This window comes from Nocardiopsis ansamitocini, from assembly GCF_030268225.1.
GTDB classification, from domain to species: Bacteria; Actinomycetota; Actinomycetes; order Streptosporangiales; family Streptosporangiaceae; genus Nocardiopsis_D; species Nocardiopsis_D ansamitocini.
Map to the genome: position 1 here is coordinate 1 of NZ_BSQG01000010.1, position 17,130 is coordinate 17,130.

General features: G+C 70.7%; 7 protein-coding genes and 1 pseudogene. 6 read left to right on the forward strand and 2 right to left on the reverse strand.

Annotated elements, in window-relative coordinates; translation table 11 throughout:
* Window positions 1-359 (forward strand): annotated as a pseudogene (locus QSJ59_RS20890) (PTS mannose transporter subunit IIA); the annotation flags it as partial.
* Window positions 360-366: 7 nt separating this feature from the next.
* On the opposite strand, the gene QSJ59_RS20895 reads toward QSJ59_RS20890, so the two are convergent.
* The gene (locus QSJ59_RS20895) at window positions 367-2,022 is read right to left on the reverse strand and encodes an FAD-binding dehydrogenase (RefSeq protein WP_285761554.1); all 1,656 of its coding nucleotides are present in this window, start codon (window positions 2,020-2,022) and stop codon (window positions 367-369) included.
* A gap of 132 nt (window positions 2,023-2,154) precedes the next feature.
* On the opposite strand from QSJ59_RS20895, the gene QSJ59_RS20900 reads away from it, so the two are divergent.
* From QSJ59_RS20900 to QSJ59_RS20920, 5 genes are all read left to right on the forward strand, one after another.
* A complete protein-coding gene (locus QSJ59_RS20900; protein ID WP_285761429.1) occupies window positions 2,155-3,432 on the forward strand; it encodes a PucR family transcriptional regulator in 1,278 nt (425 codons plus the stop codon).
* 1,211 nt (window positions 3,433-4,643) lie between these two features.
* Window positions 4,644-13,358, forward strand: a complete 8,715-nt coding sequence (locus QSJ59_RS20905) for a non-ribosomal peptide synthetase (protein WP_285761430.1) — start codon at window positions 4,644-4,646, stop codon at window positions 13,356-13,358.
* A gap of 4 nt (window positions 13,359-13,362) precedes the next feature.
* Window positions 13,363-14,742 carry a cytochrome P450 gene (locus QSJ59_RS20910; RefSeq protein ID WP_285761431.1) on the forward strand — a complete coding sequence of 460 codons (1,380 nt, stop codon included), beginning with the start codon at window positions 13,363-13,365 and terminating at the stop codon, window positions 14,740-14,742.
* A 38-nt stretch (window positions 14,743-14,780) separates the two neighbouring features.
* Window positions 14,781-15,929, forward strand: coding sequence for a tryptophan dimethylallyltransferase family protein (locus QSJ59_RS20915; protein WP_285761432.1), 1,149 nt, complete (start codon window positions 14,781-14,783; stop codon window positions 15,927-15,929).
* Between the two features lie 26 nt (window positions 15,930-15,955).
* Window positions 15,956-16,717, forward strand: coding sequence for an SDR family oxidoreductase (locus QSJ59_RS20920; RefSeq protein ID WP_285761433.1), 762 nt, complete (start codon window positions 15,956-15,958; stop codon window positions 16,715-16,717).
* 44 nt (window positions 16,718-16,761) lie between these two features.
* Here the strand turns inward: QSJ59_RS20920 and QSJ59_RS20925 are convergent, their stop codons facing one another.
* Window positions 16,762-16,950, reverse strand: a complete 189-nt coding sequence (locus QSJ59_RS20925; protein WP_285761434.1) for a hypothetical protein — start codon at window positions 16,948-16,950, stop codon at window positions 16,762-16,764.
* Window positions 16,951-17,130 lie beyond the last annotated feature (180 nt).

The window sequence follows — 17,130 nt, forward strand, 5'->3', positions numbered from 1 at the left end:
GCCCCAAGATCAGCCGTGCCACCGCCCCGGGTGCGATCATCATCCACTTCTTCGGCGGCATCCACGAGATCTACTTCCCCTACATCCTGGCCCAGCCCAAGCTGATCCTCGCGGTGATCGCCGGCGGTGTATCGGGCGTGACCACCTTCATGATCTTCGGTGCCGGCCTGGTCGCCACCCCCTCCCCGGGCAGCATCATCGCCCTGATGGCGGTTACGCCCAAGGGCGGACACCTGGGAGTCCTGGCGGGTGTCCTCGTGGCCACAGCGGTCTCCTTCGCCGTGGCCTCGCTCCTGCTCGGCTTCGGCCGCGCGGAGCGCGCCAAGGAGAAGGAGGAAGAGCAGGGGGCCAACGCCTAGCCGGGCTCTAGCCCAAGGTTTCGGCTGCGGCGCGCCCGGCGACCCTTCCGGAGAACAGGCACCCGCCCAGGAAGGTGCCCTCCAGGGAACGGTAGCCGTGCATCCCGCCGCCGCCGAAGCCGGCGGCCTCACCGGCCGCGTACACGCCCGGGAGCGGCTCACCGTCGGCGCGCAGGACCCGCGCCGAAAGGTCGGTGTGCAGACCGCCCAGCGTCTTGCGGGTCAGGATATTGAGGCGCACAGCGATGAGCGGCCCCGCCTTGGGGTCGAGCAGCTGATGCGGGGCGGCCACGCGGATGAGGCGGTCGCCCCGGTAGGCACGCGCCCCACGCAGTGCCACCACTTGCAGGTCCTTGGTGAACGGGTTGACCATCTCGCGGTCGCGGGCCACCACTTCACCGGCGACGGTGTCGAAGTCCACCAGCGGTTCCTCGGTGACGGCGTTCATCCCGGCCACCAGCTCCCGCAACGTGGTCGCGACGACGAAGTCGCGGCCGTTGCGCTTGAACGCCTCCACCGGTCCCGGCGCGCCGGGACGGACCCGGCCCAGGACGCCGGAGATGCTCTTGCCGGTGAGGTCGGGGTTCTGTTCGGATCCCGAGAGCGCGAACTCCTTCTCGATGATCTTCTGGGTCAGCACGAACCACGTGTGGTCGTGGCCGGTGCCCATGATGTGCGCGAGGGTGCCCAACGTGTCGAAGCCGGGAAACAGCGGCGCGGGAAGCCGGTTTCCGCGGGCGTCCAGCCACAACGCGGACGGACCGGGCAGGATGCGGATGCCGTGGCGGTCCCATATGGGATCCCAGTTCTCGATGCCCTCGGTGTAGTGCCACATCCGGTCGCGGTTGACGACGGAGCCTCCCGCAGCCTCGGTGATCGCCAGCATCCGGCCGTCCACGTGCGCGGGAACGCCCGACAGCATCCGCTTGGGCGGAGCGCCCAGGCGCTCGGGCCAGTTGGCGCGCACCAGGTCGTGGTCACCGCCGATTCCGCCGGAGGTGACGATGACGGCCTGCGCGCGCAGGTCGAACTCTCCCACGGCGCTACGCGAGCTGGCGATTCCGCGTTCGGCGGTACTGGGTTCCAGGACGGTGCCGCGCACACCATCCACGGTCCCCGCGGTCACCGTCAGTGCGTCCACGCGGTGACGGAAGAGGAGGGTGATCCGGCCCTGGGCGACGGCCGCGCGGACCCGGCGTTCAAAAGGCGCGACGACACCGGGGCCGGTCCCCCACGTGATGTGGAAGCGCGGCACGGAGTTGCCGTGACCGTTGGCGGTGTAGCCGCCTCGCTCGGCCCAGCCGACGACGGGAAACAGGCGCAGCCCCATGCCGTGCAGCCAGGAGCGCTTCTCCCCGGCGGCGAAGTCCAGGTAGGCCTCGGCCCATTTGCGCGGCCAGGCGTCCTCCGGCCGGTCGAAGCCGGCCGAGCCCATCCAGTCCTGGCGGGCGAGCTCCGGGGAATCACGGATGCCCATACGGCGCTGCTCGGGCGAGTCGACCAGGAACAGTCCGCCGAAGGACCAGAACGCCTGGCCGCCCAGGGACGTCTCGGGTTCCTGGTCGAGCAGGAGCACGCTGCGACCGGCGTCGGCGGCTTCGGCCGCGGCGGTGAGGCCGGCCAGGCCCGCGCCCACGACGATGACATCGGCGTCCAGCGCCATTCGACTCACCCTGCCTCTCCCGACGGACCGGAACGTGTCCTCGACCATGACCGCAGTCACCGGTGACGGTCAACACTGTTGCGCGGGAGGAGCGGGGTACTTTGTCACCAGGTGACAAAGCGAAGGGGCGGCATGGGGCGAGACGAGCGCGACCGCGTCCGGCACCGGGTTCTGTCCGATCCGCACGATCCGGTGACCCAGGTGGTCGACGCGATCCTTGCCGAGGTACCCGCCTACCGGTCACTGCACGGTACCCAGTTGCCCGAGGTGCGCGCGATCGCACAATGGACCCTGACCAGGGCGTTGGAGCTGTGGGTGGAGGAGACGTCGTTCAGCGCCGCCGACCTCGCCCGGTTCCGCGGTATCGGCGGGGCCCGCGCGGCCGACGGCCGGTCCCTTCCGGCAGTGCTGCGCGCCTACCGGGTGGGTGCGGCGGCGGCCGACCGGTTGATCGCCCGCGGGTGCGGCGACCTCCTTGCGCCCGAGGACGTCTTCGCGCTCAACCAGTTGTGGCTGACCGGGCTGGACGCCCTGTCCGAGGCGCTGTTCAGCGGTTACTCCGAGACGTCGACACGGCTGAGTGGCGACCGGGCCCAGGCCCGACGTGCACTGCTGGACGATCTGGTCGTGGGTCGGCAGTCCTCTCCCGGCGCCGTCGTGGACCGTACCCGTGCGCTGGGGGTGACCCTGGCCGCCCGAGGGCTGCTGCTGGTGGCCGAGACGGTCGGCGACGACCCCGGGGTGTCGCCCGAGGCCGCAGCGGGGGCGGCGGGTGCACGGCTTCTCGGCGCGCTGGAGGACGCCGACGGTGGGATCGGGGACGACCTGCTGTTGACGGTACGCGGACACCGCGTGGTCGTTCTGCTGCCCGAGGCCGCGGCGGGTGGTGTCGGTCCGGCACTGCGGGGCCTGGGTTGGCGGGGGTGCCTGACCGGTGCCCACCCGCTCACCGAACTGGCTCGCGCCTACCGACTGGCCTCCGACGCACTCGACGGTGCACCGGAACGCGCTTACGACGACACCGGGCTGCTGCACGAGGCCGATGCCCGGGTGGTCGCGCTGTTGTGCGCCTCACCCGACGCCTCCCCCGAAGCGGTGCGCCACCATGTGCTGGGGCCCCTCACCACACCGGGTAACGAACACTTGCTCGCGGCGCTGTCGGCGTTCCTGGACACCGGTTCGGCCGCTGCCGCGGCCACGGTGCTGCACCTCCATCCCCAGACCCTGCGCTACCGGTTGCGCCGCGTGCGCGCGTTGACCGGGCGCGATCCCCGACACCCCTGGCAGCGCCTCACCTTGGACATCGCCCGCTCGGCGGACCGGCGGCACCGGCCGGTGCCGCCGGTCCGTGAGGAACGCGCGGCACGCGCGGCGGAGACCGGCACTGCCGGCAGCGGTGCCCGGGGCTGATCCCTGAACCGCTGGGCATCGCGGTCGGCTCCGACGCGTCGCAGGGCGGGCCGGTCCGCATGGTCGCGGGTGAGAAGTGCGATGACGGCCGTCGCCCCGCGCCTGCCCCGAGGAGCGCGAACACCCAGACGTGCGGGGCAGTGCAGCGGGCGCCGGCAGCCGGATTCGGACACTTCATCGGGCCCGACGCTGCCGGCGGACGGCCGATGCGGTCGGCGAGGTGGTTGATCGTGCGGCCGCACAGGATCGCGCGGCACGATCTCCGAGCGGAAAGGCGCAGCCGGATTCCCTCGACGCAAAAGTACAGAACCGCACCCGATGGAAGCCGACCGCCACACTCCGATCCCTCTCTGTTGCGCGAGGCGATGGAATTCCGACACCGAACGTCAATCCGATTCCACAGAACGAGCTGATCACGCGACACTAGAGGGAAAATCGCAAATCAATTGCATCTCCCACCACGGATCACTCCATGTGCTATTCGATTGCATTCCAGCGAACAAAGCGGCTGAAATCTCGCATTTCTTTCTTTTCGCACACCGCTCACCGCCGACCGGCCCGCTCGGGACGCATTCCCATTGGCCGACCACGGGGATTCATCCGCCTCACAGAAAAAGACGCGACGGAAAAATGCTGCACGGTTCCCGCCGGCCTCGCCGTCGACCGTTACCTCCGAGCACCACTGCCAACTCATCCACCAGCACAAACGCTTTTCCCATCGACAACCATGCGTCCATGCACCCCCATCCGCACCCGCCGCCCCATCACCACCGAACCGGATTTCATGAAAACAAGACGAAAAAATTCTATTCGAATAGGCAGGAAGGCCACTCCGTATACCACCCGCCGAAAAGAGGGACAAGGGCCCCTGGTCCTGGCGTCGAATCGGGAGAAATCGAATGCCGGGAAGCCGAAAAACGGCCCACCAACCGCTTTCCACTGCCCAAACGGCCACGATCGACTGCTTCTCGAAAAAGCATCGTTTATTCCGCGAACGCCAGGGGTAGGCCGCCTTCGGCACAGTGCGCCTCCTGCTATCTTCTCCACGCACACAGCACACCAATAAGGCGAAAGAAATCGGCCGGCAACCAGAACCCCGCTGCCGCCACGACGTCTCAGCAGCCATATAGCAATTCGCTTACGGGAATCGGTGTTTCGTGTTCGGTCCGCTCAGTCCTCGCTTTTCGCTCTCCCCCTACCAGGCGGCCTCCGTGGCCTCCGCGACGCGACCGCATCAGGGCCGCCCCGCGCAGGCCGTGAGCGAGTGCGTCACCATTTCCGGGCCTCTCGACCGCGCCCTTTTCGCCGATGCCTTCCGCCGGGTGGCGGCCGAGACCGACGTGCTGCGCCTGCGCTTCACAGCCGATCAGGGCACCCTCCAACAACACCTCGACGCAGTCAGCGTGGCCCCTGCCCGCGAAATCGACTTCAGCGCGACCCGGCACCCGGAGGCGGCCGCCGAGGCGTGGCTGAAGCGCGAATGCGCGCGAACCGCCGCCCCCACAACCGGCAGCCCGTTGTATCGCCACGCCCTCGTCATCACCGGCCCCGAACGCTTCCTGTGGGTGCAGAGCGCGCACCCCCTTCTCCTGGACCTCCGCGGGATGGCGTTGCTACGTTCCCGCGTCGCTGCCGTCTACACGGCCCTCCAGGCCGGACATCCCGTCCCCGAAAGCCGGTTCTTCGCGCTACCCGATGTACTGCGCGCCGAGCACACGCTCAGAGCCGGCGAGAAATTCGCTGCCGATCGCACCTACTGGCTGAACCGCTACGCGCAGCGGGACCCGCTCTTTGCCCCGGCACAGGCGTGCGCGCATACCGTGGTCGGTTACGGTCGACCGCTCCCGGACCGGCTGCGCGAGATCGTCCGCACGTTCTGCGCGGACCACGGGGTCGAGCCCGTCGACACGGTTCTGGCCGCCGCGGCGCTCTACACCCGGCGCCTCGGCACGAGCGACGATGTCACGGTCGGCCTCGTCGCGTCCGGGACCGAGCGATCCGCAGCGCACCGGACCCCGGGCGCGTTCTCGACCCGGCTCCCCTTGCCCCTGGCGGTCCCCCCGCACACCTCCCTGGCCGATCTCGTGCACGCAGCCGCGACCGAACGCACCATCGCCCAGCGCCATAGCCGGTACGGCACGATCGACCTGCACAACGACCTTCAGGACAACGAGGTCGGCCCTCCCCCCTCCCCGCTGCTCACCGTCGACACGGTCGAGCCCCGCATCCGGTTCGGCACGCACGAGGGCATCGTGCGCGTTCTCAACCCCGGATCGGTGGAGGGGCTGTCCCTTCTCCTCGACGAAGGACTCCACCTCTACGCAGACGCCGACCACTACAGCACCGATCTCCTCGCCGCGCAGCACCGACGCCTCCTCTCCCTGCTGCACCGCGTCGTCACCGAACCGCAGCAGTCCGCCGCCGGGGTGGATCTTCTCTCCCCGCAGGAACGCCACACGGTACTGACCGCGCCCAACACCACCGACCAACCACTGCCCGGCCTGCCCCTGCCCCTCCTCTTCCAGCAACGGGTCAAACAGACGCCCACCGCGATCGCGGTGGCCTGCGGCACACACCACCTCACCTACACCGAACTCGATGCGCGCGCCAACCAGTTCGCGCACCGCCTCATCGAACGAGGCTGTCGTCGCGGCAGCACCGTGGGGATCGCACTGCCCCGCTCGACCGCCCTGATCATCGCCACCCTCGGGGTGCTCAAGGCGGGCGCGGCCTACGTGCCGTTGGACGCACGCCAGCCCGATTCGCGGCTGCGCCTGGTCCTGGCGGAGACCGGGGCACGCATCGTCGTGACCGCCGCGCACGGTGCGCCCTCCGACGCCATCACCGAACGCGATGTGCTGGTCATGGAGGACGTCTGGTCCAAGGCCGACCCCGGTGCGCCACTCGTCGAATCCGAGCCCGACGACCTCGCCTACGTCATCTACACGTCGGGGTCCACCGGCCGCCCCAAGGGCATCGGGGTGACCCACCAGGCCGTGGCCGCCCTGGCAGCCGACCGCCGGTGGGACAACGGTGCGCATGAGCGGGTACTGCTGCACTCCCCCTACTCCTTCGACGCCTCCACGTACGAGATCTGGGTACCGCTGCTGGGCGGTGGCCGGGTGGTGATCGCCCCGACCGGTGAACTGGACGTGGCGACGCTGAGACGCACGATCGTCGAGGGCGGCGTCACCGGCGCGTTCGTCACCAGCGCCCTGTTCGGCGTCATCTCCGACGAGCTCCCGGGCTGCTTCTCGGGTATGCGGGAGGTGTGGACCGGCGGGGAGCAGGGCTCGACCGCGGCCTTCCAGCGGGTCCTCGACCACTGCCCGGACCTGACCCTGGTGCACGTGTACGGCCCGACCGAGTCCACCACCTTCGCCACCTGCCATGCGATCGCCGACCGGCGGGCCGCCGACCCGGTGCCGATCGGGCGTCCGATGGACAACACGCGCTGCCGCGTCCTCGACGACCACTTGTGCCCGGTCCCTCCCGGGGTCCCGGGGGAGCTGTACCTGGGCGGATCCGGCCTCGCGCGCGGCTACCTGAACGCCCCCGCGCTCACCGCCGAACGGTTCGTCCCCGACCCCTACGGCCCGTCGGGCACCCGTATGTACCGCACGGGCGACGTGGTCCGTTGGACTCCCGCAGGCGAACTGGAGTTCGTGCGGCGCGCCGACGACCAGGTGAAGATCCGCGGTTTCCGCATCGAGCCGGGAGAGGTCGAGGCGGTGTTGCGCGATCACCCCGGGGTCGCCCAGGCCGCCGTCGTGGTGCGTGAGGACCGGCCGGGCGAACGGGAACTGGCCGGGTACGTGGTGGCGGCCGACACCACACGGGACGCCGACGGCGACGCGGCCGGCAACCAGATCACCGAGTGGCAGGGAATCTACGACCGGCTGTACGCCCCGGCCGCCGCCCCCGATGGCCGGGCCGCACTGGGAACGGACTTCTCCGGCTGGAACAGCAGCTATGACGGGCTCCCCGTACCGGTGGAACACATGCGCGAGTGGCGCGACGCCACCATCGACCGGATCCGCGCCCTGCGTCCGCGGCGTGTGCTGGAGATCGGGGTCGGCACGGGTCTGCTGCTGTCGCGCCTGGCTCCCGGGTGCGACGCCTACTGGGGCACCGACTTCTCCCGTCCGGCCATCGACGCGCTGCGCCTGCATGTCGCGGCGGATCCCGGTCTCGCGGACCGGGTGCAACTACGGGTGCGGACCGCCGACGACGTCAGCGAGCTGCCGAAGGGCTACTTCGACACCGTCGTCATCAACTCCGTCACGCAGTACTTCCCCAACGGCGACTACCTCACCGACGTACTGCGCCGTGCCGCAGCGCTGCTGGTCCCGGGCGGCGTGGTCTTCGTGGGCGACGTACGCGACCTCCGGCTCTCCCGGCTCTTCCACACCGAGGCCACCCTGCGCAGGGCCGCACCCGGCACCGGACCGGAGGCGGTACGCGCCGCCCTCGAACGCAACGCCGCCGCCGAGCAGGAACTGCTGGTCGCACCGGACTACTTCGCCGCCCTGGCCCACGCCGTTCCCCACGTGACCGGCGCCGACGTGCGGATCAAACGCGGCCTCTTCCGCAACGAGATGTCGCAGTACCGCTACGACGCCGTACTGCACACCGCACCCGTACCGAATGCACCGGAGGAGATGCCTGCTCCGGTGGACCTGTCCTGGGGTGTCGACGTCACCGACGCCGACACGCTGGCGACCCTGCTGAGCACACGGCGCCTCCCCCACGTGCGGTTGCTCGGGGTGCCCAACGCACGCGTGGTACCGGCGATGCTGGCTTGGCGGGCGCTGCACGAGGACAACGACGCCGACCTCGCCCGGCGGCTCCTGGACGCACCCGCTGAAGCACCGGAACCGGAGGAACTGGACGCGGTCGCCCGGCGGACCGGCTACGAGGCGGTGGTCACCTGGACGGCGAACGCCCCGGACGGCAGCCTCGACGTGCACTTCTTCGACGGGGCGACGACACGGCCGGTCGCACCGACCGGCCTGTACCGGGCCCCGGGCACCGATTGCGCGGACCTGGCGCTCCACACCAGCAGCCCCCACGTGTCGCGCCAGGCAGGCGCCCTCCTGGCCCGGGTGCGCGCGCATCTGGACCTCCGGCTCCCCGACCACATGGTGCCCCGCCACGTCATGGTGTTGGAGCGCCTGCCCCTGACCCGCAACGGGAAACTCGACCGCGCGGCGCTTCCCGCACCCAGGGTCGGCACCGTCACCGCCGGCCGGGCGGCCCGCACCCCGCTGGAAGAGCGGCTGTGCGGACTCTACTCCGAGGTCTTGGGCGTCGCACCGGTGACGATCGACGACGACTTCTTCGCGCTGGGCGGGCACTCCTTGTCGGCCACCCGCCTGGCCAGCCGGGTGCGCAGCACACTGGGCGTCGAGCTCAGTGTCCGTGCCGTGTTCGAGGCTCCCCGCGTCGTCGAACTGGTGGACCGTCTCGGACGGGGCGGGGCCGGGCCGGTCACCCGGCCGCCCCTCTGCGCCAGGCCGCGCCCCGCACGGATTCCGCTGTCCCACGCCCAGACCCGGTTGTGGTTCCTGCACCAGTTGGAGGGTCCAAGCCCCACCTACAACGTGCCGATACGCATCCGGCTGGCCGGGCACCTGAATCGTCGGGCGCTGCGCGAGGCGCTGGCCGACGTCGTGGGGCGACACGAGAGCCTGCGGACCGTGGTCGGCGACCATGACGGAGTCCCCCACCAGGTGGTGCTGGCGGACGCGCGTCCGGAGTTCACCCTCACCCGCACCACCCCGGAGCGGCTGGCCACCCAGGCGTACGTCGCGGGGCGCCGCGGGTTCGCCCTCGATTCCGAGATCCCGATCCGCGCCACGCTGTTTCGCCTCGCCAAGGACGAACACGTGCTCCTGGTCGTCGTGCACCACATCGCCTGCGACGGGTGGTCGCTCGCCCCTCTGTGGCGCGACTTGGCCGCCGCCTACACCGCGCGGTCGGCCGGGCGCGCGCCGGCGTGGGAACCGCTGCCCGTGCACTACACCGACTACACGCTGTGGCAGCACGACCTGCTGGGCCAAGGGCCGGACAGCCTGGCGGCCGGGCAACTGGACTACTGGCGACAGACCTTGTCCGGGCTCCCCGAACGCCTGGAGCTGCCCACCGACCGGCCGCACCCGGTCGTGGCGCGCCATCGCGGCGACACCGTTCACTTCACCGTGCCGGAGCAACTGCACCGTGCGCTGAGCACCCTGGCCAACGAACACGGGGTCAGCCTGTTCATGGTGGTGCACGCCGCGGTCGCCGCACTGCTCACCCGGCTGGGCTGCGGGACCGACATCCCGATCGGCAGCCCGATCGCCGGTCGTACCGACGACGCGCTGGACGACCTGATCGGGTTCTTCGTCAACACCCTCGTGCTGCGCACCGACACCTCCGGCGACCCACGGTTTTGCGACCTCCTGTCCAGGGTCCGCGACATCGATCTCGCCGCGCACGCGCACCAGGACCTCCCCTTCGAACGGCTCGTCGAGGAGCTGCGTCCGGCGCGTTCGCTCTCCCACCACCCTCTCTTCCAGGTCATGTTGGCCCTGCAGAACGCGCCCGCGACACAGTTCAACCCCCCGGGCGTCGCCGCCGAGGTCGATCTCATGGGGGTGGGTACGTGCCGGTTCGACCTGGTGTTCAGCCTCACCGAGCACATCGGCGCGGACCGGTCGCCCCGCGGGCTGACCGGGGTCGCCGAGTTCGGAACCGACGTGTTCGACCGCGCGACGATCGAGGCGCTCGTCCAGCGGCTGATCAGGATGCTGACCCGAGCCGCGGCAGACCCCGACCTGCGACTCAGCGCTTTGGACGCTCTCGACGCCGAGGAGCGCCACCGGACCCTGGTGACGTGGAACGCCACTGCGCGGGACATCCCCCGCGTGCCCTACCCGGAGCTCTTCGAACGCCAGGCCGCGCGCACCCCCGACGCACCGGCTCTCGTGCACGGCGACACCACCCTGAGCTACCGCGAGCTGAATGCCCGCGCCAACCGGCTCGCCCGCGCGCTCATCGGCCGTGGGGCGGGACCGGAGCGCTACGTGGCGATCGCGCTTCCCCGTGGCGCGGAGCTGGTGGTGGCGATCCTCGCGGTCGTGAAGTCGGGGGCCGGCTATCTTCCGATCGACCCCGACCATCCCGCCGAACGCGTCGCTCTGATGCTCGCCGACCTCGAGCCGGTGCTGGTGCTGGGAACCGACCGGAGTATCACGGCACTGCCCGGGACCGCGCCGTCGACGACGCTAGAGGCGATCGAGGCAGAAGCGACCGGTCTTGCCGACACCGATGTCACCGACTCCCATCGGCACATCGCGCTGCGTCCGGGGCACCCGGCTTACGTCATCTACACGTCCGGGTCCACCGGGCGGCCCAAGGGTGTTGTGGTCAGCCATTCCGGGCTTCCGGGGGTGGTGGCCGCCCAGCGCGAGCGTTTCGGTGTGGCCGAGGGCGCGCGGGTCCTGCAGTTCGCGCCGGTCGGCTTCGACGGCGCGGTGTGGGAGATCTTCGGGACGCTCGCGACGGGCGCCGCCCTGGTCACCGCGTCCGCCGACCAGATCACGCCCGGGCCGGCCCTGGCCGCGCTGGCCGCACGGCACAGGATCACCCACGCGACGCTGCCCCCGGCGGTTCTCGCGGTCATGGCGCCCACCGACCTGGCCGGGGTGTCATCGCTGATCTCTTCCGGTGAGGCGCTGTCGCGTCGTCTGGCCGCGGCGTGGGCCCGCGGGCGGCGGTTCTTCAACGGCTACGGCCCCACCGAGACCACCGTGTGCGCCACGTTGAGCGAACCTCTGTCCGAGGACGGGGACGCCCCGCCCCCCATCGGGCGGCCCACCGTGGATGCGCGCTGTTACGTGTTGGACAAGGGGCTCACCCCCTTGCCGGCCGGGTCCGCCGGCGAGCTCTACGTCAGTGGTCCCGGTCTCGCCCGCGGTTACGTGGGCCGCCCCGACCTCACCGCCACCCGGTTCGTGGCCGCGCCCTTCGGGGAGCCGGGTGAGCGGATGTATCGCACCGGGGACCTCGCCCGCTGGACGCGGTCGGGGGAGCTGGAGTTCGTCGGGCGAGCCGACGAACAGGTCAAGATCCGCGGTTTTCGGGTGGAGCCCCGGGAAGTCGCCGCTGTCCTGGAACGCCATCCGGGGGTCGCCCAGGCAACCGTGATCGCGCGCGAGGACCGTCCGGGCGACCGGCGCCTCGTCGGCTACGTGGTCCCGGCGACCGTCCCCGTCGATGCGGCGGAGCTGCGCCGCTACACCACCGGTCTCCTGCCGGCCTACCTGGTTCCGGCCGCAATCGTGCCGTTGGGTTCCTTGCCGGTGCTGCCCAGCGGCAAGGTCGACCGGGCTGCGCTGCCGGCACCGCAGTACGGCGCGACCGTGGCGGACCGGTCCTCGCACCCGGGCACGGAACGCACCCTGCGCACTCTGTTCAGCGACGTCCTGGGACTTCCCCTGTCCAGGGTGGGCGTCGATGCGGGGTTCTTCGACCTCGGCGGCCACTCGCTGCTCGTCCCCCGACTGCTCAGCGGAATCCGCGACCGGCTGGGGGCGGACCTGACGGTGCGACGGCTGTTCGAACTCCAGACCGTGGCCGCGCTCGGTCGTGAGATCGAGGAGACGGTCGCCCCGCGTCCGCAGGAGAGCTACAGTGCGGGCGCGGTCGACCTCGTCGCCGAATCGGCGCTCGATCCGGACATCGGGCTGCCCGTCGGACAGGACGTCGACCTTGCGCGCAGCACCTCGCCCGCGCACGTGCTGCTCACCGGTGCCACCGGTTTTCTGGGCGCGGCACTGTTGCGCACACTGCTGGAGCACACCCGCGCCACCGTGCACTGCCTGGTGCGGGCCGGTGATGAGGCCGGCGGTCTCGAACGCATCCGGCGCAACGTCCTCGGCTACGGGCCGTGGTCCGACCCGGCGATGGCCGCTCGTGTCGTGGCCGTCCCCGGTGATCTCACCCGCCCGCTGCTGGGACTGTCGCCGGAGCGCTTCGACGAGCTGGCCGACCTGGTCGACGCGGTCTACCACAACGGAGCGCAGGTGAGCGCGGTCGAGCCCTATGCCCGTCTGCGCGACACCAACGTGCTGGGCACACACGAGATCATCCGCCTCGCCGCGCGCTCGCGGGCGGTACCGGTGCATTTCGTGTCCACCGCCGCGGTCGCGGTGTCCCAGGGCGGCAACCCTGCCGTGCTCCGCGAAGGGCACCGGGCGCCCGCGCGCTCGGTGATACCCAGCGGCTATGTCGCCAGCAAATGGGTGGGCGAGGGGCTTCTGGAAGCCGCGTCCCGGCGCGGCCTGCCCGTTACGGTGCACCGCCCCGGGCGCATCAGCGGGCACTCCGTCTCCGGCGCCGGAGGGACCGACGACACGCTGTGGCACCTGGTGCGGGCCATGCTCGTCCTGGGTGCCGCCCCCCAGAGCACCTGTGCCCCCACGGCCACCGTCGACCTCGTCCCGGTCGACGATGTGGCACGGATGATGGTTCACCTGTCGACGCGTCGGGAGTCGATCGGTTTGACCCACCATCTGACGTGTCCGCACCCGATCCGGTTCACCGACCTCACCGACGCCCTGCGACGCGTCGGCCACGATCTGGTGGTCCTGCCCGATCCGGAGTGGACCACCCTGCTGCTGCGCCGCGCGAGCGAACCCGCGGCGGGCACGGGTCTGGAGGCCGCCGCCCTGCTCAGTGACGTCCTCCCCAGTCTGGTCGAGCTCGGCGCGCTGCGGTTCGACCAGAGCAACACCACGGCGGGCCTCGACGGCACCGGCCTCGGGTTCCCCGCCGTCGACACCGACCTGCTGACCCGCTACATCGAGTACTTCACGCGATCGGGGTTCTTCCCGCGACCGTATGGGCCGACCGTGGCGCCCTGCCACGACCGAAAGGCGTGACCCCATGACCAACCCGTTCGAGGACCCCGAGGGGGTCTACCTCGTCCTCACCAACGACGAGGGGCAGCACTCGCTGTGGCCCGCGTCCATCGACGTCCCTGCCGGGTGGACGGTGCGGCACGGGCGCGACAGCCGCAGCGCCTGCCTGGAGTACATCGAACGCGCCTGGAGCGACATCCGTCCCGCGAGCCTGGTCGCCGCCACGCCCGTGTCCTACCCGTTCGGCGACTACGACCGGCTCGAAATGGACCCCGTCTACGCAGAGTTGCGCCGCCACCAGCCGGTACTCCGGGTCCGGGTCCCTTACGGAGACGATGCCTGGCTGGTCACCCGGCACGCCGACGTCAAGACCGTGTTGGGCGACCACCGCTTCAGCCGGGCGCTGGTGGCCCAGCACGACGAGTCACGGCTCACTCCCCTGCCGGTGAACACCAGCATCCTCGGTACCGATCCGCCCGACCACACACGGTTGCGGCGCCTGCTCAGCCGCGCGTTCACCGCGCGGCGGGTCGAGGAACTGCGTCCGCGTGTGCGGCAGATGAGCCTGGACCTGCTCACCGACATGGAGCGGCGCGGCGCCCCCGGCGACCTGGTGGAGGACTTCGCCCTCCCCCTCACCGCCCTTGTCATCTGCGAACTTCTCGGCGTTCCCTACGATGACCGCCCGAGGTTTCGTGTGTGGCTGGACGCGTTCTCCAGCACCACGGCGCTGGGCCTCGCGGACATCGAGTCGCGCACCGCCGCGCTCTACGGCTACCTCGCCGACCTGGTCGCGCGCCGCCGGAGGGAGCCGGCCCCCGACCTCATCAGCGCGATGGTGAAGGTGCACGACGAGACGGCGGGACTGAGCGAGCAGGAGCTCGTGGAACTGGTCAGCGTCCTCCTGATCGCCGGCTACGAGACCACGTCGGCCCAGCTCATGAACTCCGTCTACGCCTTGTTCACGCATCCGACGGCATACGCCGAGCTTCGCTTGGAGCCGGGGTTGCTGGCGAAGGCCCTGGAGGAACTGCTCCGGTTCGTGCCCCTGGACGCACACGTGGCCTTCGCCCGTTACGCACGCGAGGACGTCGAGTTGAGCGGAACCCTGATCCGGGCCGGTGAGGCGGTACTCCCGGTGCTGCCCTCGGCCAACCGGGACGCCTCGGTCTTCACCGACCCCGACGTCCTGGACTTCCACCGCGACCGCAACCCCCATCTGGGCTTCGGCTACGGGATCCACCGCTGTGTGGGCGCACCTCTGGCGACGATCGAACTGGAGGAGGGGCTGGACACGCTCCTGCGCCGGTTCCCCGGGCTGCGTCCTGCGGTGGCCCCCGAGGAGATGGCGTTCAAGGAAGGCATTCAGGTACGGATCCTCCGGCACCTACCGGTGTGCTGGTGATCCGCCGCGCAGGAACCGACGGGAAGGAACCCGAGGACGTGAGCACGACGAACCCGCACCAGGGCGGCGATCCTTTTGTCACCAGTGGACCGCCGTCACGGCACCACCCCTTGCGGCTGGCCTCCGACCGCTACTCACCGGACACCACTCTTGTCGAGGCCGCCGTGGACAAACTGTCCCGGTGCCACGCTGGGCTGGGCCTGTCCCCCGAGCGTGCGCGCGCTGCCGCCGATCTGCTCACCGAGGTGTGGGGACCGCGGGGGCGCCTGCCCATCGGACGACCGCGCTGGCGCTGCTACGTCTCCATCGACGGCTCCCCCTTCGAGCTCTCGGCGTCGTGGCGGGGCACGGACGTGGAGGTGCGGATCACGGTCGAAGCGTTGGCCGACCCGCCCGAGCCCGCCGCCAACCAGGACTTCGCCTGGGACTACCTGCGCGGGCTGGCGGGGCGCCCGGGGGTGGATGTGGGGCGGGTGCTGGCACTGGAGGACCTGTTCCGCTCGCCCGCTCCCCGCGAGCACTACTGGATGATGCACGGGGTGGCGTGGCGCTCCGACGCGGAACCGCTGTTCAAGGTCTATCTCGATCCGCATGTGAACGGCTCCGAGCACGCTCCCGCGATCATCGACGAGGCGATGGCCCGACTGGGCCTGAGCAACGCGTGGCAGGCCACGCTCGCCCACGCCGCACCGCTGGGCGGGCCCGGCCGGATCGGAGCGCTGGCCCTGGACCTCACCGATCCGGCCCGGGCGCGGGCAAAGGTCTACCTCCAGTACGCCGACCTGGACGCGGCGACCATCGACCGGCAGGCCGAGATCGCCCCGAGCCATGTACCGGGCGCGTTCGAGGCCGCGCTGGGCACGATCCTGGGCCACACCCGACCGCCGTTCGCCAAGCCCCCGGTGACCTGTTTCGCGTTCCGGCAGGGGATGCCCGCGCCCACGGCCGCCACCCTGTACGTGCCGATGATCCCGGAGTTCGTGGAGGACGCCGCGGCGCGCGACCGGACCGCGGCGTTCCTGGACGGCGTGGGAATCGACCCCATTCCCTACGTGTCCTTCCTGTCCTCGATCGCCGACCGGCCGCTCCACGAGACGGGCAACCAGAACTTCATCGCCTACGAACCCGCGCCGCCCGGAGGCACCGCCCGCTTCTCCGGCTACGCCGCCCCCGGCCTCTACTCCTGACCCCCCGCGCGAGGAAGGCGCAGCAGATGAACGATTCCACCGGGCCGCTTTTGCCCCTGGCCCACAAGAGTGCCGTGCTGACCGGAGGTTCCCGCGGGATCGGGCGCGCCATCGCGCTGCGGCTGGCCGGCGACGGTGCCGCCGTGACACTCAGCTACCACCGGGACGAGGCAGCCGCCGAGAAGGTCGCCGCCGAGATCCATGCCGCCGGGGGACGCGCCGCGATCCAGCGCGTCGACCTGGAGGTCCTGTCCGACGTCGAGCGGCTGTTCGACACGGCGATCGCGACGTTCGGCGGCGTGGACATCCTGGTCAACAATGCCGGAACGGCCGTCACCGGTTCCATCGTCGACATGACCGAAGCGGAGTACGACCGGGCCATGACGATCAACGCCAAGGCTCCGCTGTTCGCACTGCGTCAGGCCGGGCTGCGCCTGCGCGACGGCGGGCGGGTCGTCAACATCTCCTCGCTCAACACCGCCGTGGCCCAGCCGGGCACTGCCGCCTACACGGCGGGCAAAGCGGCGCTGGAGCAGTTCTCCCGGATCGCGGCCCAGGAGTTCGCGGCGCGGCACATCACGGTGAACTCCGTCTCCCCCGGCCCCGTCGACACCGACCTGCTGCGCACCAACAATCCCGCGGAGGCCCTTGACCAGGTTGCGTCCGCGACCCCGCTGGGCAGGCTCGGGCAGCCCGGCGACATCGCCGACGTGGTGGCGTTCCTGGCCGGTCCCGACTCGCGCTGGCTGACCGGGCAGAATCTGCGCGCCGCGGGCGGGCTGGCGTGAGAGGGGCCCGGCCGCAACGGCCGGGCCCCTGCTACCGGCTCAGGTCACCGACACACGAAATCGTTGATACCGGTGAGAAGATCACCGATGAGACCGTTGACCGCCTGGGTCTCCTCGCCCTCGGCGGTCGAGGGGCACAGCCCCATGAGGTCCGTGGACGCGGCTGCGGCAGGCGCGGCTGCCGTCCCGACAACCGCGGCGGACAGGGCGAGGACGGTGAGAAGGCGACGCATGACGGCTCCGATCGATTGCGATCACGAAAAGTTACTTCTAGTCGCCAATCATATACTCAGAGTCATATTTGCAGGTGGCGAGCCATGATTATGGAGCGTGTGCCGCTCTGCCATCGGCAACGATGCCCTCTGGCCCAATCCAGTGGTCGTGGCTCCGACGCCTCCCCGGAACCGGTCATC